Source organism: Posidoniimonas corsicana (assembly GCF_007859765.1).
GTDB lineage: Bacteria > Planctomycetota > Planctomycetia > Pirellulales > Lacipirellulaceae > Posidoniimonas > Posidoniimonas corsicana.
Genome location: NZ_SIHJ01000005.1, coordinates 327,362 through 346,487, shown reverse-complemented (window position 1 = coordinate 346,487; position 19,126 = coordinate 327,362). Strand labels below are relative to the sequence as shown.

Below are 19,126 nucleotides of genomic sequence, written 5' to 3'. Positions count from 1 at the left end.
GCTACCGGCCCCCAGCCCCCGAGGCGATCCGCTCGCTTGGCTCGCTTCCGGCTACGCCTACAGCGAGCCAAGCGAGCGGCCTGCTGGCCTTAACATAGATACTGGTACTGTCCGGGGGGGCTGGTCACCACCTAGCGGCGACCGCGATCTTCTTTATCGATTTCTATCACATCTCCTTCGATTGACTCTGCAAATTCTAGCATGCGTCGCCAGCATTCCTGTGATGGCATATCGTTCATAAGAAATACTGCGTCTACACTACGAACATTGCCATGCACACGCACGCAATTTGAGTGGAATTCAAACGCATATGTGGGTCCGTATTCTTGGCCGTCGCTGGCTGTCTTATCCAATACATACTTGGGTGGCTTTTCGGCTACAGGCAAAGCCTTCATTAATCGCAATCGTTTGGAGGTCTGTTCTTCGCTGTCAAAAGTAGCTTCGGGAAACTGTTCGAGTAAACGGCTGCGAAGGTCTTCTGGATCGAAACGCTTTCCGGAATCAGACCTGCAGCGAATGAGTACCATTGGCATTGATATGTACCGTTGGGTTGGAAAGTCCCTGGGCCAACTTGGCCAAAATCGCTCGGATCGATGAACAATTCATCTGGATCAGCCCAGTCTCCTGGGCTGCCAGGCCGCAAAGGCAAGCCATTGCCATCTGCTTCTAAGACAACTGGTTTACCCCCGCGTTCAGCTGCTCTAACCTTCGCCCAGGCTTCTGCTGTTGTCTGTCGGTAGTGGTTGAAAAACCTTTGTCGTCAACTCCGAAACCGCCACCTGCGTGACGCCTTGCAGCATCATCAAGCCCATTATTTACGATGTTATCTGCTGATGCGGCCGGTGGCACTGCTGCTCGGCGCCACTGCCCAGCTTGCTGGCAGTGCGAATCGTGGTCAACGGTCTGAATCTAGAGTGTCCCGTTCCGCGATAAGCAATCCTTTAGTCGGGATAAACGGGCACATTCTGGTCTCTAAGAAACTAGAATCTGACAGGCGCCATGCTCCGGCTTGTCCGGCAGTGCGGTAGCGGGGACTTCGGCTCGCCGTCAGTAGTCGGAGCTTGGTCCGTAGCCGCTCCCATTACTACCGGATTTCAGTAGAAACCGGCCACCCAGCGCAATCTAATGAATGGTTGCCGGGCGTGCTGTGTCGACCGTTCTGAAGCGCTGTGCCGGCTTCAGGGGCGTCTGATGGCGGGCGGGGTTGTGTCCGTTGCGGTGGGCAAAAACGGACAAAACCCCTGCCACTCAGCTCGGCGGCGGTTGCAGTAAGGCCTGTTTTTCAAAAGGCTTAGGGGAAATGCTGGGCGGAGCTGTGCGCTGAGTTTTGTCCCCTCCGCGGTGTTTTTGGACAAAACCCCCGGGCGCAGCGCCCGGCCGGCGGCGTGCCGTTGCGCTGCCACGGCTCAGCGCGCGGCTTCCGCGACGACGTGACGAAGGAGAGCCGTCCCGCTGGCCCCATCGTCGCGTTGAGCCCACAGCGGGTTGAGGGCCGACGCAACGAAAGGGGCGCTCCTCGGCTCGTTGTTGTCTGAGTTGAGGACTGAAACCGATGGGGCTCCGACGCTACCAACGAACACCGCAGAGGGAGCGGGATTCGCGGTCGGCGGCTGCCCGTAGTAGAATCGCTACCCAGTCGACGCCGCGGGGTTTTTCTCTAGCGTCCTGGTTCCGTTGCCTGAGGAAGGGAGTGATTGGATGTCGAGCAGGGTTGCCTACCGGTCCGCGTTCCGCCTGATGGCGGTGTTCGTGTGGTGCGTGCTGTCGCCGTTGTGGTGCGGGGCGGCGGAGCTGGACCCGGACGCGTTGTTCGACCCTGGCCGGTTGCTAGAGGTAGAGATCACGCTGCCCGAGGAGGATTGGGACCAGCTGCGGCGGCAGACGCGGTTCCGTGGCGGGTTCGGCGCGATGTTCGGATCGGACCCGGCCGACAAGCCGTTCACGTACTTCAAGGGCGACGTCACAATCGACGGCGTCGCGGTTGGGTCGGTCGGCGTCCGCAAGAAGGGGTTCTTTGGCTCGCTCGACGAGACCCGCCCCTCGCTCAAGATCAAGTTCGACAAGTACGTCGACCAGGACCCGGCGGCGGGCCTGGACAAGCTGACGCTCAACAACAACAAGCAGGACGCGTCGGTGCTGAGCCAGCTGCTGGCGTACCGCGTGTTCAACGACGCCGGCGTGCACGCGCCGCGCTGCAGCCTGGCGTTGGTCAAGGTGAACGGCCGCCCGCTGGGGGTGTACTCAAACGTGGAGTCGGTGACCGCCCCGTTCCTCAAGGCCCGTTTCGGCGACGACAGCGGCGCGCTGTACGAAGGGACGGTCGTAGACTTCCACCCCCGCGCGGTCGAGAAGCTCGAGGCCAAGACCGACCAGGAGAACCGCGCCGACGCCAAGCGGCTGGCCGAGCTGCTGGAGGGCGAGGGCGGGCTGCCGGTCGAGGAGCTGAGCACGTTGGTCGACATCGACCAGTTCCTCAGGTTCTGGGCGGTCGAGAGCCTGCTGGGGTTCTGGGACGGCTACACCCAGGACCAGAACAACTACTTCGTCTACGACGACCCGTCCGACGGCAGGTACCGGTTTATCCCGTGGGGCGCCGACGTCTGCTTCACAACCGGCGGCGGGCCGTTCGCGCGGATGGGCGGCGGCCGGCACTCCGAGGCGGTCCACGCGGCCGCCATGCTGCCCAACCGCCTGTACCACTCCGACGGGATCCCCGCGCGGTACAAGCAGGCGATGCTCAACGTGCTCGCAAGCGCCTGGGAAGAGGAGCAACTGCTGGCGGAGGTCGACCGCGTCGAGCAGCTGGTCGACGGCCAACTGCACGAGGACCAGCTGGCCTCCGCGCGGTCCGGCGGGTGGGGCATCCAGCCGCTGACGACCGACCGCGTGCGGGAGTTTATCAAGGGCCGCCGCGAGGTAGTGATGGCGGAGCTGGAGGACGGGCCGGTGGAGGTCGCCAAGAAGCCGCGCGTGCCGATGCACACCGTTGAGGTGGGCGCCGCGAGCGGCTCGTTCACAACCCACTGGTCCGACGACCCGAACGCCGCCCAGCAGAGCGACCAGCTGAAGCTCGCGCTGACGCTCAACGGCGAAGAGGTCACCTTGGAGGAAGCCGGCGTGGTCGCCCAGCCGCTGCAGATGCCGCGCTTCGGACCGCCAGGGCCTTCAGACGGTCCGGCGCCAGCGCCGCCCGCCACGATCGAGGTGCGGGGCCGCCGCGCGTCGGACGACCAGCGGCTGACGCTCACCCTGGTGATCGATCGCGATGCGCTCGCGGCCGGCAAGACCGAGCCGATCCGGGTCTCTGGTTCGCTGCGCGAAGGCGCCGGTCAGTTCGGCTTCCCCGGGCAGATGCTCACCGGCACGCTTACGCTCACCAGCGGCGGGACCAACGAGGGCGACGAGATCGCCGGCGCGTTTGAAGCAGAGATCGTCGAGATGCGGGGCGGGATGTTCGACGGCATGCGCGGCGGGCCGCGGTAGCTCGCCCGTTGGAATCCACGCTTCAGCGTGCCCGAACGGCATCGAATGCGGGCTGAAGGCCGGACTCCAACTGCTTGAGTACCACTGTGCGGGCGGCTACTCCGGCAGTCGGCCGGTTTCGACCCGCGGCAGGGGCCCGGTGAGGGCTTTCATGAATGCGACCAGGTCGGCCTTCTGCTGGTCGGTCAGCTTCAGCGGCTTCATCTTGTCGCTCAAGTGAGGGTTCTTGTGGCCGCCATCGGCGTACCAGTCGACGACCTCCTCCAGCGTGGCCTGCGAGCCGTCGTGCATGTAGGGCGCCGTCTGGGCGACGTTCCGCAGGGTGGGCGTCTTGAAGGCGCCGCGGTCGGACGGCTGGTTGGTCACGGCGGAGCGGCCCCAGTCGATCTGCTCGTCGGGCCGGTCCATGCCGACGCCCAGGTTGTGGTACAGCTCGTCGGTGAAGTTGGGGCCGACGTGGCACTGCGTGCAGCCCGAGGCGTCGCTGAAGAACAGCTCGCCGCCGCGCTTGGCGGACTCGCTGATTGGGTTGGCGTCCGCCCGTCGCTTCAGCTCCAGGTACTCCTGATACAGCTCCGGCTCGTCCTCGGCGAAGAACTCGGGCTCCTCCAGCTCTTCCTCAAAGTTCTTCTCGAAGTCGCGGAACGCGGCGTAGTGGTCCCACGGCGATGCGCCGGTCACCACCGCGCGCTCGAAGCTGGCCAGCGCGCGGCCGATGTTGTCGATCGTGACGCCGTCCGGGAAGATCCGCTCAAACTGCATCCGGTAGCCCGCCACGCCGGTGACGCACATGGCGCAGGCGTCGTGCGTGTTGCCCATCTCGATTGGATTGGCGATCGGGCCGACCGCCTGCTCCTCGAGCGTGGCGGCGCGGCCGTCCCAGAACTGCTTGTCGGAGAGGATCCGGTTGGCGGCGGTGGGCGAGTTGCGTTCGCCCTCCAGGCCCTCGATGCCGACGCCGAAGCGGGTGTCGGCCGCGTAGCCGTGCTCGGGCGAGTGGCATGAGGCGCAGCTTACCGAGTCGTCCTTCGAGAGCCGCGTGTCAAAGTAGAGCTGCCGTCCGAGCTCGATCTTCGCCCGGGTCAGCGGGTTGGCGTCCAGGCCCTTGATGCTCGCCTGCCCCGCGGCGAGGCCGAGCGGCAGCCGTGGGTCTAGCGGGCGGTGGCTGGCGGGGTCGGCGAGCCAGTCGGCCAGCTCCGCGGCGGTCAGCGGACCCTCGCCCGGCAGCCCGGTCAGCAGGTCGCCCTGACCGAGGGTGATAGTCTCGCCTGGCTGCGGCTGCGCAGCGGGCTCGTTGGCGGCGAACAGCGTGGCCGCGGCGAGGCTAGCGAGCGCGATGCCGAGGGGGCGGGGCATGGGGGAGGGCGGGAGGGCTGCAGGGGTGCGGCGGGCAGCCGCGGTCCTCGTATTATAGCAGCCTCTGGGGCGGGGACGCCGGGCGCCGCGGCAGACGCGACAATCCGCCGCGGCGCGTCCCGGGTCTGCAGCTTATAGCGGCGTTACACGGCCGATTTCACCGCGGCGAGGGCGGCGTCGTAGTCGGGCTCGTTGGTCACCTCGCTGACGTACTCCACGTGGGTCAGCTTGCCGTCGGCGTCCATGACGAAGGCCGCGCGGCAGAGGATCTTCAGCTCCTCGATCAGCGTGCCCCAGCCCTGGCCGAAGCCGCGGTCCTGGTAGTCGCTGCCGACCCGCAGGTTCTTGATGTCCTCGGCGCCGCAGAAGCGGTTCATCGCGAACGGCAGGTCCATGCTGACCGTCACGGCGTTGATCTTGTCGCCCAGCTCGCCGAGCGACTCGTTGAACTTCTTGGTCTGCATGGCGCACACGCCCGTGTCGAGCGACGGCACCACGCTCAGCAGCGTCGGCTTGCCCTTGAGGTCGGCCAGCGAGAGCGTCTGCATGCCGCCCTCGAAGTAGTGCAGGGTAAAGTCGGGCGCGGCCTGGCCTGCGGCTACGGCGTCGCCGGCTAGCGTGACGGGGGCGCCTTTGAAAGTAACGGCTCCGGGGCGTGACATGGTGGTTCCTGGGGAGCGGGGGAGGTTGAGGTGAGCCCCCTAGTATCCCCCCGCCCCAGCGGGTCGGCAAGTGTCGCCGGGTGGGCGCTAGCGTCGCCGCACGCCGCGGCCAAGATGCGGGGCCGACGCGCACCCCAGCAGCGCGAGCAGCGCAACCGCGCCCGGCTCGGGCACAACCGCCGCGACCAGGCCGCTCAGGAAGTACTGCCCGGCGTCCACCAGCGTGCGGTCGCGGGGGCCGTTGTCGTAGGTGAAGCCGCCGTGCGAGGCGACCTCCAGGAAGTACACGCCGGCCTCGAGCACGCCGGCGAAGCTGGCTGTCAGCGACTCGCGGCTGGTCGAGAGGGTCGGGTCGTCCTCGAACAGCAGCATCTGGTCGCTGTCGTACAGGGCGAGCCGGGCGTCCAGGTTCGGGCCGTACTGGGCGACGTCCACCAGCAGGCTGACCTCCGACGGCTCGGTAACCTCGAAGCGGTAGAAGTCGGCGTCGTTGTTGTCACGGATCACGCCCCGCAGCGGGTCGGCCGACGGCATAAACAGCTCCGCGTTGGCGAAGCCGGTCCCGGGCTCGTCGGGAGCGTAGCCGAAGCCATTCGTGCTGCGGGCGATAGTGGTGATCTCGTCGACGACCGAGTTGGCGCTGTTGGAGTTGGCGCCGATGGACCACAGGCCCCGCCGCGCGTTGTAGGCCACTCCCAGGTTGGGGGCGCTGAGGATCGAGTCGGAGTTGCTGTCGTAGGTGTCGGTGCGTGTGCCGGCGGTGGTGTACGTGCTCTGGTGCTGCAGGCCGAATAGGTGCCCGGCTTCGTGAATTGCGGCGTCCGCCACCACCTTGGCGTCGCCGCTGCGGAGGTTGCCCGGGAACACCCATCCGGTGCGGCGGGTCTGTGCGGACGCGCTGCTGGAGAACCCGCCAATGTACGCCACGCCGCCGCCGCCGCCGTACCACTCGTTATTCCCGGAGATCACAATGTGCGCCGACTCGCGGCGGTTGTAGTTGCCCGGGTCCTCGGTCGTGACATTGATGTCGAACATCGAGTACGCCTCGGCCACGCGCGACCAGATCTGCTCGATCCTCCGCTGCTCTTCGGTTCCGAACGTCGAGATGTCGCCATCGATGTCGTAGGCCGGCCGCAGACCGGGCAGCTTGCCGCTCCACGACAGCGACCCGAAGTCGACGCCGTCGAAGTCGAGGAACAGCTTGGCGTGCGCGCCGGGGCGGCTGTTAAAGACGGGGACCGTCGAAGTGGGGCGCCCGCCCCGGGGCACGGGCGCGTCGTACGAGTAGAGGCCCACGCCGGACGCCACCTGAGAAGGCTCCGGCAGGGCGTGGTTGTGGTCGCCCGAGGGATGGGCGGGACAGCCCAGCGCTTCGCACAGGACGCACGCGCGCAGGGGGCCCGCCAGAACGACTGTGAGGGCGCAAACCGCGATCGCGGCGCGCCAGACTCTCGTCGGGTTCATGAGCACCCCCTCGGGTCGCGGGGGTCAGGAGCCCACCGCACGGTACTGGCTCCGGCCGTTCCGGGGGCGGGAGCTTCGCGATCAGTCGGAGCAGCAGGGTAGGTCCGCGGAGGTGGTCGCGTTGCAACCAGGCGGCCGCTGCCCCTCCATCATACCCACAAGCTAGAGATTCCGGACAGCTTTTGGCGGCGTGGCGGGCGGTTTGGTGGTCCACACCACCGAACTAGCCCCGCCAAACCCACCGGCGGAGCAGCAGGATCAGCAGAACCGCCCCGGCGGTCGCGGTGATCAGCTCCGCCAGCAGCGTGTTGGCCGAGAATCCGAGGAGCCAGATCAAGAGGCCGCCCAGCAGCGCCCCGGTCATCCCCACCAGCAGCAGCCCTACGATGCCGGGCTTCCCGCTCTTGGTCAGCAGGCTCGCCAGCCACCCCGCGGCTAGGCCGATCAGGATCCAGTAGACGAAAGACATAAGCGGGTGCGAGGACAAGCCTATTGGCAATAGAGATTCACGCTAACCTCGGCCGAGGCAAGAAACTACGGCCATTCATTGTCGACGTAGCTCAACTTTTCCGAGTCGTCCCAATAGATTGAGCACCACCCCGGATTTGCAGATCTCGTGTAGACCCATCGGCTCTCCTCGATCTCGTTCGGTTCTCCAAGGAGCTCGCGCACCTGGGATTGCGACATGCCTGGCGTCAACTGAGCCTCGACGCTGAGCGGAATGATCGGGCCCATGTAGCGGACCAGGCCGATACCGGCGGCAAGCAACACGCAGCAGACGGTCACGAAGACGAATCCATCCCGCAGCGAGAATCGTAGCGGCTCTTCGCGTTCTGGGGCGGTTTGGTCCTTGGTGGGGGCGCTCAAGTCTCCGCCGTCCTCCGCAGCAGGAGATGTGAGTTTGCGATTGGCAACCGACTATGAGTCCAGCAACTACGGCGCCAGCAGCAACCGCCCCGGCGCGGCGAGGAAGCCCTTCACCTCGTTCAGGAAGCGGGCCGCGTCAGCGCCATCCACCACGCGGTGGTCGTAGGTCAGGCTCAGCGGCATGATCAGCCGCGGCTCGATCCCACCGCCCTCGACGACCGTGGGCAGCATCCGGCTGCGGCCGATCAGGATGATGGCCACCTCCGGCGGGTTGATGATCGGCGTGCTGTACGTGCCGCCTACCGCGCCCATGTTGCTGATGGTGAACGTGCCGCCCTGCATCTCCTCGAGCGACAGCTTGCCGTCCCGCGCCTTGGCGACCAGGTCGTCCAGGCCGCGGGCGATCTGCGAGATGCTCATGCGGTCGGCGTCGCGGAGCACGGGCACCGCCAGGCCGCGGTCCGTGTCCACGGCGATGCCGATGTTCACGTACTCCTTGTAGATGACCTGGTTGTTCTCCATGTCGACCGACGCGTTGACGATCGGGTGCGCCTTGAGGCTGCTGGCGATCGCCTTCACCAGGAACGGCATCTGCGACAGCTTCAGGCCGCGCTTGGCGTAGTCGCCCTTAGACTGCTGCCGCATCTCCTCCAGCTCGGTGATGTCGACGTCGTCGAAGTTGGTGAGCTGCGGGATGGTGGTGTAGCTGGCCACCATGTTGCGGGCGATGGTCTGCCGCATGCGGCTCATCTTCTCGACGCGGGTTGCGCCCTGGCCGTCGGAGCTGGGCCGGCCGGGGGCGTTGGTCGTCGAGGCCGCGTTGGCCTTCTCGCTCTCACGGCGGACGTGGTTGCGGACGTCGTCCTCGGTGATGCGGCCGCTCTCGCCGGACGGACGCACCCGACGCAGCTCGACGCCGAGCTCGCGGGCCAGCCGTCGGACCGACGGGCCGGCGGCCGCGGCCGAGTAGCCGTCGCCGGGGGCATCGGTCGCCGCCGGTTGCGGCGCGGGAGCGGGGGCAGGCTGCGGCTCGGCTACCGCGGTCGCAGCAGCCGTTGACTCATGCTCGACAGTCGGCGCCGGGGCCGGCTCAGGCTCAGGTGCCGGGGCTGGCGCCGGTTGTTCGGCCGCGGGCTCCGGCTTGGGCTCCGGCTTCGGTTCTTCCTTGGGCGCCGCGGGCGCGGGGGCCGCGCCGCCGCCGGCCTCGATCTCGAACAGCGCCTTGCCGACCTCGACCGTGTCGCCCTCGGCGACCAGGATCTTGGTGATCGTGCCCGCCTCGGGGCTGGGGACCGGCATCGTGGCCTTGTCGGTCTCGATCTCCAAGAGGTCCTGGTCCTTGTCGACGGTGTCGCCCTCGCTCACGAGGATGGAGAGCACGTCGCCGGAGTCAATGTTTTCGCCCAGGGCGGGGAGTTTGATTTCTGTAGGCATAGCAAGCTTGCAGTCGAAGGTAGCTTAGGGCTCTGGTGGCAAACACAGCCACACGCGGACTTAATTGGTCGCCCGCCACGAATGATATGCGGGTGCGGAGCCTGTTGGCTGGTCAGTCATTCCTGTTAGTACGTATTACTAATAGATCTTTCCGGTTCCGTACCGCTGTCGCGATCACAAGTGCAGGAGTTCAAGTTCAGGTGTCGTTCAGTTCGGGCTGCCATCAGTCCGGAGCATTGTGCGTGTGTTCGGCATTAGGATTCGGACGGTGGTGGTTCTTGAGTCAGGAGGATCAGGGCGCTCAGGGCGGGGGAGATTCCATCATCGAGGTCCCTGACCGCCTGCCAGTTCTTAACATACGGTACCTGTGGGGGATCTTCTTGGCTACTTAGGGCTTCTCGCACCGTGACTATTCGCAGGAAGCTCTCCATCATCCCGCCCATTAAGTGAAATGCTTTATCCGCGACGTTAGCAAACTTGTCGTCGTCAGCGACATCCACGCCATCGTTCACTCGTGCCACCGCTGCTACCTCCTGGGGCGACGGGATGCGCCACAATGCGGTATCGTCTGCGTTGACGCGGATCTGGTCGATTTTCAACTCAAAGGGTATGCCTTCCTGAGCGTCGAGCTGGCGATAGGACAGGGTTACTAGCTTTGGAACCGGGGCGGTCTTGAACACGGCGACCAGCTCAATGGTTCCGGACCGTGTAGGGTACGTGTACCGGTCGACATCGTCGTGCGACTCTACCTGCGCTTTGGCGAAGTCGCCAGTGGCTAGAGCCGGCAGGTCAATCAACACGTCAGGGCCAACTCTGTCTGGCTTGTAGGAGCCGAGATCGAACGAAAGCTTCCCATCGGCAACGGTCAGGCCTATGACCGGCCGAGCAAGCTTCGCCATCCACACGGTGGGCACGGTCGGATCGAACAGCAACGCTCGGTTGTTGGATAGCAACGCAATTGGGCGATCGTCCCCACTGGTCACATAGGCGGAAAGCGGCTCCCCTTGTCGCCAGGAAAGTTGTCCCCGCACACCGGCAATCTCGATTCTTGCCTGGAAGCTCGTGAGATCCTCACGGCCGCTCTCTAGCACCGGCAGCGACGAGACCAGTTCATCCAACGCGCCCGCTGCAACGGGGGAGCCAAGTCCCAAGATCAGCAAGCAGGCCGCCACAAGGCGTCGTCCACACTGAAGATCCATTGCTTGCTTCTCTCAACCGTCCTAGGGTTCTTGCTCGGCGTTGGCGCGGCAGCTTCCCGCGAGGCGTGGCTCGCGGGCTACTTACTTAGGCATAGAGCGCCGAGACCTTGTCCGGGTTCACGCCGAGGTCCTTGATCGCCTGCTCGACCTCGCTCATCTCGCGTTGGCCGTCCTTGGCGAGCTTGTACAGCGTGGCGATCACCACCGACTCGGCGTCCACCTCGAAGTGCCGACGCAGGTTCTCGCGGCTCTCGCTGCGGCCCATGCCGTCGGTGCCCAGGGCGAACATGCCGTTGGGCGCCCAGGGCAGCAGCTGCTCGCTCAGGCAGCGGAGGTAGTCGCTGGCGGCGATGATCGGGCCCTCGGAGCCCTCCATCTGGTCCTGGAAGAAGCTCCGCTTGGCGGGCGAGGTGGGGTTGAGCATGTTCCACCGCTCGCACTCCTGCGCGTCGCGGCGGAGCTCGTTGTAGCTCGTCACGCTCCACGCGTCGGACGACACGCCGTACTTCTCGGCCAGGATCTGCTGCGCGTCCAGAATGCCGTGCAGGATGGAGCCGGAGCCGAACAGCTGCACCCGCTGCTTCGCGTCCTGAGCGTCGACGCTCTTCACCTTGTACATGCCACGGACGATGCCCTCGATCACCTCGCCCGACAGACCGCCGTCGGGGCCCTTGGGCATCTCGGGCATCATCACGTTCTCGTTTTCCAGCATCAGGTAGTAGATGCAGGTCTCGTTCTCCACGTACATCTTGTGCAGGCCGTGGAAGATGATGACCGCGGTCTCGTAGTTGTAGGCCGGGTCGTACGCGCGGACGGTGGGGAACGCGATGGCGTTGACCAGCGAGTGGCCGTCCTGGTGCTGCAGGCCCTCGCCGTTGAGGGTGGTGCGGCCGGCGGTGCCGCCCAGCAGGAAGCCCTTGGCCCGCATGTCGGCGGCGGCCCAGATGAGGTCGCCGATCCGCTGGAAGCCGAACATGCTGTAGTAGATGTACATCGGGATCATGTTCACGCCGTGGCTGCTGTACGCGGTGCCGGCGGCGTTGAACGAGCTCATCGAGCCCGCCTCGGTGATCCCCTCTTCCAGCAGCTGCCCGTCCTGGGCCTCCTTGTAGTAGGCGATGTCGTCGGCGTCGACCGGCTCGTACAGCTGGCCGGCGTGCGCGTAGATGCCGACCTGGCGGAACAGGCCCTCCATGCCGAACGTGCGCGACTCGTCGGGCACGATCGGCACGATGTACTTGCCGATCTTCTTGTCACGCAGCAGGTCGGTCAGCAGGCGGACGAAGCCCATCGTGGTCGACAGCTCCTTGCCCTCGCCGCGGCTCACCAGCTTGTCGAGCGTCTTGCCGTACTCCTCGAGGGTGGGCACCTCGAAGTCGGCGGCGGCCGCCTGACGCGACGGCGCCGGGCCGCCCAGCTCTTCGCGCCGCTTGCGGAGGTACTGCATCTCCGGGCTGTCCTCGGGCGGGCGGTAGAACGGCGCCTCGGCGACGCGCTCGTCGGAGATCGGGATGCCGAACCGGGTGCGGAACTCGCGGAGCTCCTCCTCGTTGGCCTTCTTCTTGTTGTGGGTCATGTTGCGACCCTCGCCGCCCTCGCCCAGGCCGTAGCCCTTGATGGTCTTGGCGATGATCACGGTCGGCTTGCCGTTCTTGAGCGTCATGGCGCGGTGGTAGGCCGCGTAGACCTTCTCGGGGTCGTGGCCGCCGCGCTTCATCTTGCGGAGCTTCTCGTCCGAGAGGTTCTTGACCCGCTCCAGCAGCTCGGGGTACTTGCCGAAGAACTTGCTGCGGATGTAGTCGCCGCCGGCCACCACGTACTTCTGGTACTCGCCGTCCACGACCTCCATCATGCGGCGGGCCAGCAGCCCGTCGTGGTCGTCCTCGACCAGCGGGTCCCAGTCGCCGCCCCAGATGACCTTAATCACGTTCCAGCCGGCGCCGCGGAACGTGCCCTCCAGCTCCTGGATCACCTTGCTGTTGCCGCGGACCGGCCCGTCCAGGCGCTGCAGGTTGCAGTTGATGACGAAGCAGAGGTTCTCCAGCTTCTCGCGGCTGGCGAGAGTGATGGCGCCCAGGGTCTCGGGCTCGTCGCACTCGCCGTCGCCGAGGAACGCCCACACGCGTTTCTTCGACAGGTCCTTGATGCCGCGGTCGGTCAGGTACTCGTTGAACCGCGCCTGGTAGATCGCCATGATCGGCGCCAGGCCCATCGACACCGTGGGGAACTCCCAGAAGTCGGGCATCAGCCAGGGGTGCGGGTAGCTGGACAGGCCGCCCCCCTCGCCCAGCTCGCGGCGGAAGTTCACCAGGTTCTGCTCGGTCAGCCGCCCCTCCAAAAACGCCCGGCTGTACATGCCCGGCGCCGCGTGGCCCTGGAAGTAGATCTGGTCGCCGGAGAAGCCGTCCTCGCCGCGGCCGCGGAACACGTGGTTCTGGGCCACCTCGTACAGCGTCGCGCTGGACGCGAACGTGCTGATGTGGCCGCCGGGCGACGACGGGTGCCGGTTGGCCCGCGTGACCATCGCCATCGCGTTCCAGCGGACGTAGCTCTTGATGCGCCGCTCCAGCTCACGGTCGCCCGGGTAGGCGGGCTGCTCGCTGCGGGGGATGGTGTTGATGTACGGCGTGGTGGCTGTGAACGGCAGCTCGACGCCGTTGCGGACCGCGGCCGCCTCGAGCGCGCTGAGGAGCTCGCTCACCCGCTCGGGACCCTTGCTCTCCAGCACGTAGTCGAGAGACTCGAGCCACTCGTTCGTCTCCTGCGGGTCGACGTCGTTTGGGATGGGAGAGTTGGAGTTGATTTCGGCGCTAGCCATGGTGATTCCTAGTGAAGGATGAACCACGAAGGGCACAAAGGAGACGGCGCGGGGCGGGCAGGGGGATCACTGACTAAACGCTCGTGAACGGCGGCCCGTGGGAGGAATCCTCCCGGCGGCAATCCAGTCAGCGGCTACAAGTGTTCCCTCTTTGCCTTAAATCGCATCGTTTCCTTCGTGTCCTCCGCAGTGGGTTGTGTTCTTACTTGCGTTTTGGTTTGTAGATCTCGGTCGCCGTGCCCAGGTGGACCTCGCCGGCGAAGGCGATGGTCTCGCTGAGGGTCGGGTGGGGGTGGATGCTCTCGGCGATGTCGCGGATGGTGCAGCCCATCTCGATCGCCAGCACGCTCTCGGCGATCAGCTCGCCGGCGCCGCTGCCGACGATGCCGCAGCCCAGCACGCGGTCGGTCTCCGGGTCGACGATCCACTTGGTCAGGCCGTCGGTGCGGCCGTTGGCGGTGGCGCGGCCGCTGGCCTGCCACGGGTACTGCGCGATCTTGACCTTCTTGCCCTGCGCTTTGGCCTCCTCGGCGGTCAGGCCGGCCCAGGCGATCTCCGGGTCCGTGAACACCACCGCGGGGATGGCCTGCGCGTCGAACGCGGCCGGCTCGCCCGCGATTACCTCGGCGGCGATCTTGCCCTCGTACGCCGCCTTGTGGGCCAGCATCGGGTCGCCCGCCACGTCGCCGATGGCGAAGATGTTGCCGTCGGTGGTGCGCTGTTGCTTGTCGACCTTGACGAAGCCCCGCTCGGTCACCTCGACCTTGGTGTTCTCCAGCCCGAAGCCCTTGCTCACCGGCCAGCGGCCGATGGAGATCAGCACGCGGTCGTACCGCTCGGTGATCGGGCCGTCGGGGCCCTCCATGCTGACCTCGACCTGCTCGCCCAGGTCCTTCAGGCCGGTCACCTTGGTGCCCAGCATCACCGCGTGGAAACGCTCGTTGACGCGGGCGATGAGCGGCTTGACCAGGTCGCGGTCGGCGCCCGGCAGCAGGCCCTCGGTCAGTTCGACGACCGACACCTTCGTGCCGATCTCAGAGTACACGGTGCCCATCTCGAGGCCGATGTAGCCGCCGCCGATCACCAGCATCGAGTCGGGGATGTCCTCCAGCGCCAACGCGCCGGTGGAGGTCATGACCCGCGGCGAGCCGATGTCCAGGAACTTGGGCACCGCCGGCACGGAGCCGGTCGCCAGGATACAGTGATCGAAGGTCAGGCGGCTGTCGCCCTCGTAGGTGTCCGGGTCGCCGCCCTCGAGCTGCAGCGTGTGGCTGTCGACAAACACGCCCCGCGCGTGGATCTTCTTGACGTTGCGGCGCTTGGCCAGCTGCGCGAGGCCGCCCGACAGCGTGTCGATGACGTTCTCTTTGCGGGCGCGGAGCTTGTTGATGTCGATCTGCGGCGGCTGGAAGTCGACGCCCCACTCGGCCATCTCATGCGCTTCGCTCACCACCTTCGCGACGTGCAGCAGGGCCTTGGAGGGGATGCAGCCACGCAGCAGGCAGGTGCCGCCCAGCCGCGGGTCGGCCTCGACGATAGCGACTTCCAACCCGAGGTCCGCCGCTAGAAACGCAGCGGCGTAGCCACCGGGGCCACCGCCAAGAACAACTACCTGAGAATGCATGTGCGAAGGGGTGAGGGAGTGAGGGGGGTGTGCGTCGGGCGAGGGGCAGGGGGTCCACGCTCAGCGCCGCCGGCCGGGAAACCGGCGGGCGGTACGCTGTCGGCCGCTCCCTGACCGCAGACCCTCGTCCCCTCTCCTTCTCAACTGATTGGCCGCAAAGCAGTTGCAGCCCCCTAAGTTTATCCATCCGGCCTTTGCACACAATGGCCGATGATTCCGGCTAGCGCTTGGCGGGTCGGCGTAAGTTGTTTGTGATAAGGGTGTTAGGCAGGGCGTCGAAGTTAGGGGTGAGGCTCCGAACACCGCAAATCCAGCAGCTCAGTTTCAAGCGCCCTCTCCCGTGTTGCGCAATCTGGCGGGCCGTGGCGCCAATCTTGCTCCAATATAGGTTCGGGACGGGGCGCCGCGATGGGCCCCCAGGTCCTTTACTCGACCCGTGCAACAGGAGAACTGAATGTCAGCCAAGAAAGTCGTCATTGTCACCGGCGCCGGTTCGGGGATCGGCGCCGCCACCGCCCGGCGGTTCGCGGCGGACGGGTTCGCCGTCGTGTTGAACGGCCGCACCGAGGCCAAGTTGGAGAAGGTCGCGGCCGACCTCGGCGGCGGCGAGCACCTGCTCGTGCAGCCGGGCGACGTGTCGGCCCAGGCCGACGTCAAGCAGATCATCGCCGCCACGGTCGACCGCTTCGGCGGGATCGACGTGCTGGTCAACAACGCCGGCGTGCTGGTGCAGGGCGGCGTGGACGAGGTGACGCTGGAGGACTGGGAGAAGCAGATGGCGATCAACGCCGGCGGCATGTTCCAGATGATCAAGGCCGCGCTGCCGCACCTGGTGAAGTCCCGCGGCTCGGTGGTCAACGTGTCGTCGGTCTCCGGCCTGGCGGGCGACTGGGGCCTGTTCAGCTACAACGCCACCAAGGGCGCAGTCAGCAACATCACCCGTGCGCTGGCGCTCGACCTGGCGGCGAAGGGAGTCCGAGTGAACGCGGTCGCGCCGAGCCTGACCGCCACCGAGATGACCGGCGGCATCATGGAGGACGACGCCGTCATGCAGCGGTTCATGGAACGCCTGCCGATGGGCCGCGCGGCCGACCCCGCCGAGGTGGCCGACGTCATCGCCTTCCTCGCCGGCCACGACGCCCGCTTCGTCAATGGCGTTGTGCTGCCGGTTGACGGCGGGCTGAGCGCCTCCAACGGGCAGCCAAACCTGGGTTAGCGCCGGCGGGTGCGGCCAGTCGCGCCTCCGGACAGCAGCAGGGCGCCCGCCAACGCGATGGCGCCCGGCTCGGGCGCCGTGAGGAGGGCCACCCACCCGGCCTGGGCGCCCGAGGGGTCGATCCCGTGGCCCGCGACCACGCCCCCGTCCGCCGACACCGCGGTCGCGGACGTCAGGCGCCAGCCGTCAAGCGATCCCCCGGCCGCCAGTGGTCCCGCGAGTAGATCGCGTACAAGGAAGGCGGTGTCGTCTTTCCACAGGACCGCCTCGGCAGTCCCATCGTCGCCCGGGTGCGCCGCGCCTACGGTTACCTCGCCGTTGGCCGACACCCCCATCGCCCAAGAACTGCCGGTCGGGAATGCGGCCGCCAGTGTCTGGGCAACGTCGCCCTGCCAGCGGGTCGCCTGCGAGCGGTGGGTCGCGTCGGGCGCCCCGTCGTTGACCTCCCAGAGCGAAGTCGGTGCGCCGTCCGGGTAAGAATTGCCTACGGTAATGGAGCCGTCGTGCGACAGAGCCACCGCCGCTGCGACGCCAAGACCTGTGGCTGGGACGAACTCGCTAGGGGCGCCGTCGGGCGACCAGCGGATTGAGCTCAGGCGGCCGCCGGCCGGTGGGGTGAGCCCGCCGCTCGACCGGCTTAGCAAGACAACCCGTCCATCGCCCGACACAGCTGCCGGCGTGTGATTCACGGCGGCATCCAGCCCCGACAGTTCTTCCAGCCCGTTGCCCTCCGTCCAGCGGAACGGGGCGTCGCCAAGCGTGCCGACCACCACGCTAGCATCGGACGACATATCCGTGGCTTGCAGCCACTGTCCAATGGCGATCGGGTCCCGCAGGGCCACGGCCCCGTCCGCGCGGTGCAGAGCCGACTCGTAGTGACGGAACTCGTAAGTCGCCAGCGCGGTAGAGCCGTCTTCCGACAACGCCGCTACTGACAGTGGGTAGGCGGTCTGACCGAAGCCGGAGCCGATTAATAGCACGCCCAGATCAGTGCGCTCGCCCTGGTCGTGCGACCACACGAACGCCGACCTGCCGCATTCAAAGCTTGCACAGTCGAAGATGACGCCGGTTTGGGTCAGCCACCCACCAACGGTCGAGCCGTCGTCGGAGATCGCGGAGATCGTGACGGTCGGGCTTGATAGCGTGTAGGGCAACGTGCCGGCGATCGTGGAGGGAGAGAGGCCGCGGAACTCGGCGCCGGCGGCCGCGGTTGTGAATAGCAGGGCTAGCGGGAGAAAAACTGGCCGCATTCTTCGATGTCCCATCCGAGTTATTGTGGGGCGATGACGTCGTCGCCAAGGCTAGTGGCCGGTTTCTAGGCGGGCTGTCACGGGGGGCGATAGAGCCGCCGCCGCGGTGTCGCTATCTTGCAACAGAGACGCGCCGCTGCGACATCCTCTGATACACCCCCGCGCCGATCCGACCAACCCCACGCCAACGCATGACAGCACGCCCCCCCCGGCTTACCCTCTTTGCGGCTCTGGTTCTGGGCATCGGCGTGGGCGGCGTGGCCGCGGCGCAGCAGGCCGTCGGCCACGCGCCCGGCCTGCGGGCGATCGGCCGCTACACGCTGGCGGGCGACAAGCACTTCATCCACGGGTACGAGCCGGTCGACCCCGACGGCGCCGCCCATGTGGTGGTCGAGATCCCCACCGGCACCAGCCAGAAGTGGGAGACCGACAAGGCGTCTGGCCGGCTGGTGTGGGAGGTCGAGGACGGCGCGCCGCGGATGGTCGCCTACCTCGGTTACCCCGGCAACTACGGCATGATCCCGCGGACCCTGCTGCCCAAGAAGCAGGGGGGCGATGGCGACCCGCTGGACGTGCTGGTGCTAGGGCCGGCCGTGCCGCGTGGGTCGGTCGTGCCGGCGCGAGTGATCGGCGTGCTGCGAATGGTCGACCGCGGCGAGCGGGACGACAAGCTGATCGCGGTGCTCGCCGACTCGTGCTTCGGAAAGGTTACCACATTGGAAGAGCTGCAGAAGCAGTTCCCCGGCGCCGCCCAGATCGTCGAGACCTGGTTCACCAACTACAAAGGCCCCGGCAAGATGCAATCGCGCGGCTACGCCGACGCCGACCAGGCCCAAGCGCTCCTCGACGCCGCCATCGAGGCGTACCGAGTGAACGAAGCCGCCGCCGAACAATCAGCCGTCGGGCGCTAGCCCGCGGCTGTTCCGACCGTTATCACGCGTTGTTGTAAGAGTCGGCGGGGCGCTCTTCCCGGGCGAAGTGGGGGGCGGGCGGCGCCGAGGCCGGCTGCTCGAACTCCCTGGCCCGCGACAGCGCCGTCGCGACCAGCCCCGCGGGGACCGCGACAATTCCTAGCCCGATCGCCAACACGGCGAAGGTGAACAGCTTGCCGCCGGTCGTGATCGGGTAGACGTCGCCGTAGCCCACGGTGGTCAGCGTGCACACCGCCCACCAGAGCGAGTGGAACACCGAGGCGAAGGCCTCCGGCTGGGCAGCGTTCTCGAAGTAGTAGATGCCGACCGCCGACAGGTACAGCATCAGCGTCGCCCCCAGGCTAAACAGCACGACCTCCTCCTTGGCGCTGGCGAACGCCCTGTGGAACCGCCGCATGGCCCGGCTGTAGCGGGTGAGCTTCAGGATGCTGAACAGCCGGAACATGCGGAACGCCCGCACCGATCGCATGTCCACGCCGGCCGCCACATAGAAGGGCAGGATCGCCAGCAGGTCGACGATCCCGAAGAAGCTGAACGCGAACCGCGGCTTCGAGTCGGCGAGCAGCAGGCGGAGCAGGTACTCGATCGTAAAGGCCGTGACCGTCATGACCTCGACCACCGACAGCAGCCTCGACGCCCAACCCGGCAGGTTGGGGAGCGTGTCCAGCGAGAACGACACCAGCGAGACCACGATGAGCGCCTGGATCGTGAGGTCGAACGCCCGCCCGAGCCGGGTGTCGCTCTTCTCGACGATCTGTTTGAGCGTGGGCATGCGTGGGGGGCAATCGTGGCGGGCGTGTCGACGCCGGGCGGACGCGGGG

The 19,126-nt window shown here is 66.7% G+C and carries 15 protein-coding genes; 3 read left to right on the top strand and 12 right to left on the bottom strand.

The window, feature by feature from the left end; all coding sequences use genetic code 11:
- Window positions 1-131: 131 nt before the first annotated feature.
- Complete coding sequence (locus KOR34_RS24695; protein WP_146568807.1) at window positions 132-533, bottom strand: hypothetical protein; 402 nt, start codon at window positions 531-533, stop codon at window positions 132-134.
- A gap of 1,165 nt (window positions 534-1,698) precedes the next feature.
- Here KOR34_RS24695 and KOR34_RS24690 point away from each other — a divergent pair.
- Window positions 1,699-3,483, top strand: coding sequence for a CotH kinase family protein (locus KOR34_RS24690; RefSeq protein ID WP_146568806.1), 1,785 nt, complete (start codon window positions 1,699-1,701; stop codon window positions 3,481-3,483).
- A gap of 96 nt (window positions 3,484-3,579) precedes the next feature.
- Here KOR34_RS24690 and KOR34_RS24685 read toward each other — a convergent pair whose 3' ends face one another.
- The 9 genes from KOR34_RS24685 to lpdA all read right to left on the bottom strand — a co-directional run bounded on the left by KOR34_RS24685 (window position 3,580) and on the right by lpdA (window position 14,907).
- On the bottom strand, window positions 3,580-4,839 hold the full coding sequence (locus KOR34_RS24685; RefSeq protein WP_146568805.1) for a cytochrome-c peroxidase: 1,260 nt from the start codon (window positions 4,837-4,839) through the stop codon (window positions 3,580-3,582).
- Window positions 4,840-4,982: 143 nt separating this feature from the next.
- Entirely contained in the window at window positions 4,983-5,501 is a 519-nt protein-coding gene (tpx, locus tag KOR34_RS24680) for a thiol peroxidase (RefSeq protein ID WP_146568804.1), read from the bottom strand.
- A gap of 87 nt (window positions 5,502-5,588) precedes the next feature.
- Window positions 5,589-6,965, bottom strand: coding sequence for a PPC domain-containing protein (locus KOR34_RS24675; protein WP_146568803.1), 1,377 nt, complete (start codon window positions 6,963-6,965; stop codon window positions 5,589-5,591).
- Between the two features lie 223 nt (window positions 6,966-7,188).
- Window positions 7,189-7,434 (bottom strand): GlsB/YeaQ/YmgE family stress response membrane protein, encoded by a 246-nt coding sequence (locus KOR34_RS24670; protein WP_146568802.1) that lies wholly within the window; start codon window positions 7,432-7,434, stop codon window positions 7,189-7,191.
- 65 nt (window positions 7,435-7,499) lie between these two features.
- Window positions 7,500-7,832: an outer membrane protein assembly factor BamE domain-containing protein gene (bamE, locus tag KOR34_RS24665; protein ID WP_146568801.1), complete on the bottom strand. Its 333-nt coding sequence runs from the start codon at window positions 7,830-7,832 to the stop codon at window positions 7,500-7,502.
- A gap of 66 nt (window positions 7,833-7,898) precedes the next feature.
- Complete coding sequence (locus KOR34_RS24660; RefSeq protein ID WP_146568800.1) at window positions 7,899-9,266, bottom strand: dihydrolipoamide acetyltransferase family protein; 1,368 nt, start codon at window positions 9,264-9,266, stop codon at window positions 7,899-7,901.
- 254 nt (window positions 9,267-9,520) lie between these two features.
- On the bottom strand, window positions 9,521-10,384 hold the full coding sequence (locus KOR34_RS24655; protein ID WP_146568799.1) for a hypothetical protein: 864 nt from the start codon (window positions 10,382-10,384) through the stop codon (window positions 9,521-9,523).
- Between the two features lie 166 nt (window positions 10,385-10,550).
- Window positions 10,551-13,283: a pyruvate dehydrogenase (acetyl-transferring), homodimeric type gene (gene aceE, locus KOR34_RS24650; RefSeq protein WP_146568798.1), complete on the bottom strand. Its 2,733-nt coding sequence runs from the start codon at window positions 13,281-13,283 to the stop codon at window positions 10,551-10,553.
- A gap of 202 nt (window positions 13,284-13,485) precedes the next feature.
- A complete protein-coding gene (lpdA, locus tag KOR34_RS24645; protein ID WP_146568797.1) occupies window positions 13,486-14,907 on the bottom strand; it encodes a dihydrolipoyl dehydrogenase in 1,422 nt (473 codons plus the stop codon).
- Between the two features lie 454 nt (window positions 14,908-15,361).
- On the opposite strand from lpdA, the gene KOR34_RS24640 reads away from it, so the two are divergent.
- The gene (locus KOR34_RS24640) at window positions 15,362-16,123 is read left to right on the top strand and encodes an SDR family NAD(P)-dependent oxidoreductase (protein WP_146568796.1); all 762 of its coding nucleotides are present in this window, start codon (window positions 15,362-15,364) and stop codon (window positions 16,121-16,123) included.
- Here KOR34_RS24640 and KOR34_RS24635 read toward each other — a convergent pair.
- The gene (locus KOR34_RS24635; protein ID WP_146568795.1) at window positions 16,120-17,373 is read right to left on the bottom strand and encodes a hypothetical protein; all 1,254 of its coding nucleotides are present in this window, start codon (window positions 17,371-17,373) and stop codon (window positions 16,120-16,122) included. The two genes, KOR34_RS24640 and KOR34_RS24635, sit on opposite strands and share 4 nt — an antisense overlap.
- A gap of 191 nt (window positions 17,374-17,564) precedes the next feature.
- Here KOR34_RS24635 and KOR34_RS24630 point away from each other — a divergent pair, with 191 nt between their 5' ends.
- Window positions 17,565-18,284: an inorganic diphosphatase gene (locus KOR34_RS24630; RefSeq protein ID WP_146568794.1), complete on the top strand. Its 720-nt coding sequence runs from the start codon at window positions 17,565-17,567 to the stop codon at window positions 18,282-18,284.
- A gap of 22 nt (window positions 18,285-18,306) precedes the next feature.
- Here KOR34_RS24630 and KOR34_RS24625 read toward each other — a convergent pair whose 3' ends face one another.
- Entirely contained in the window at window positions 18,307-19,077 is a 771-nt protein-coding gene (locus KOR34_RS24625; protein ID WP_146568793.1) for an ion transporter, read from the bottom strand.
- Between the last annotated feature and the right edge of the window lie 49 nt (window positions 19,078-19,126).

Excerpts from the sequence above, each read along its gene's own strand:
- tpx (WP_146568804.1), bottom strand. The coding sequence starts at position 5,501 with ATGTCACGCCCCGGAGCCGTTACTTTCAAAGGCGCCCCCGTCACGCTA.
- KOR34_RS24640 (WP_146568796.1), top strand. The coding sequence starts at position 15,362 with ATGTCAGCCAAGAAAGTCGTCATTGTCACCGGCGCCGGTTCGGGGATC.
- KOR34_RS24670 (WP_146568802.1), bottom strand. The coding sequence starts at position 7,434 with ATGTCTTTCGTCTACTGGATCCTGATCGGCCTAGCCGCGGGGTGGCTG.
- KOR34_RS24690 (WP_146568806.1), top strand. The coding sequence starts at position 1,699 with ATGTCGAGCAGGGTTGCCTACCGGTCCGCGTTCCGCCTGATGGCGGTG.
- KOR34_RS24625 (WP_146568793.1), bottom strand. The coding sequence starts at position 19,077 with ATGCCCACGCTCAAACAGATCGTCGAGAAGAGCGACACCCGGCTCGGG.
- KOR34_RS24675 (WP_146568803.1), bottom strand. The coding sequence starts at position 6,965 with ATGAACCCGACGAGAGTCTGGCGCGCCGCGATCGCGGTTTGCGCCCTC.
- KOR34_RS24635 (WP_146568795.1), bottom strand. The coding sequence starts at position 17,373 with ATGCGGCCAGTTTTTCTCCCGCTAGCCCTGCTATTCACAACCGCGGCC.
- aceE (WP_146568798.1), bottom strand. The coding sequence starts at position 13,283 with ATGGCTAGCGCCGAAATCAACTCCAACTCTCCCATCCCAAACGACGTC.
- KOR34_RS24630 (WP_146568794.1), top strand. The coding sequence starts at position 17,565 with ATGACAGCACGCCCCCCCCGGCTTACCCTCTTTGCGGCTCTGGTTCTG.
- KOR34_RS24695 (WP_146568807.1), bottom strand. The coding sequence starts at position 533 with ATGCCAATGGTACTCATTCGCTGCAGGTCTGATTCCGGAAAGCGTTTC.
- lpdA (WP_146568797.1), bottom strand. The coding sequence starts at position 14,907 with ATGCATTCTCAGGTAGTTGTTCTTGGCGGTGGCCCCGGTGGCTACGCC.
- KOR34_RS24685 (WP_146568805.1), bottom strand. The coding sequence starts at position 4,839 with ATGCCCCGCCCCCTCGGCATCGCGCTCGCTAGCCTCGCCGCGGCCACG.
- KOR34_RS24660 (WP_146568800.1), bottom strand. The coding sequence starts at position 9,266 with ATGCCTACAGAAATCAAACTCCCCGCCCTGGGCGAAAACATTGACTCC.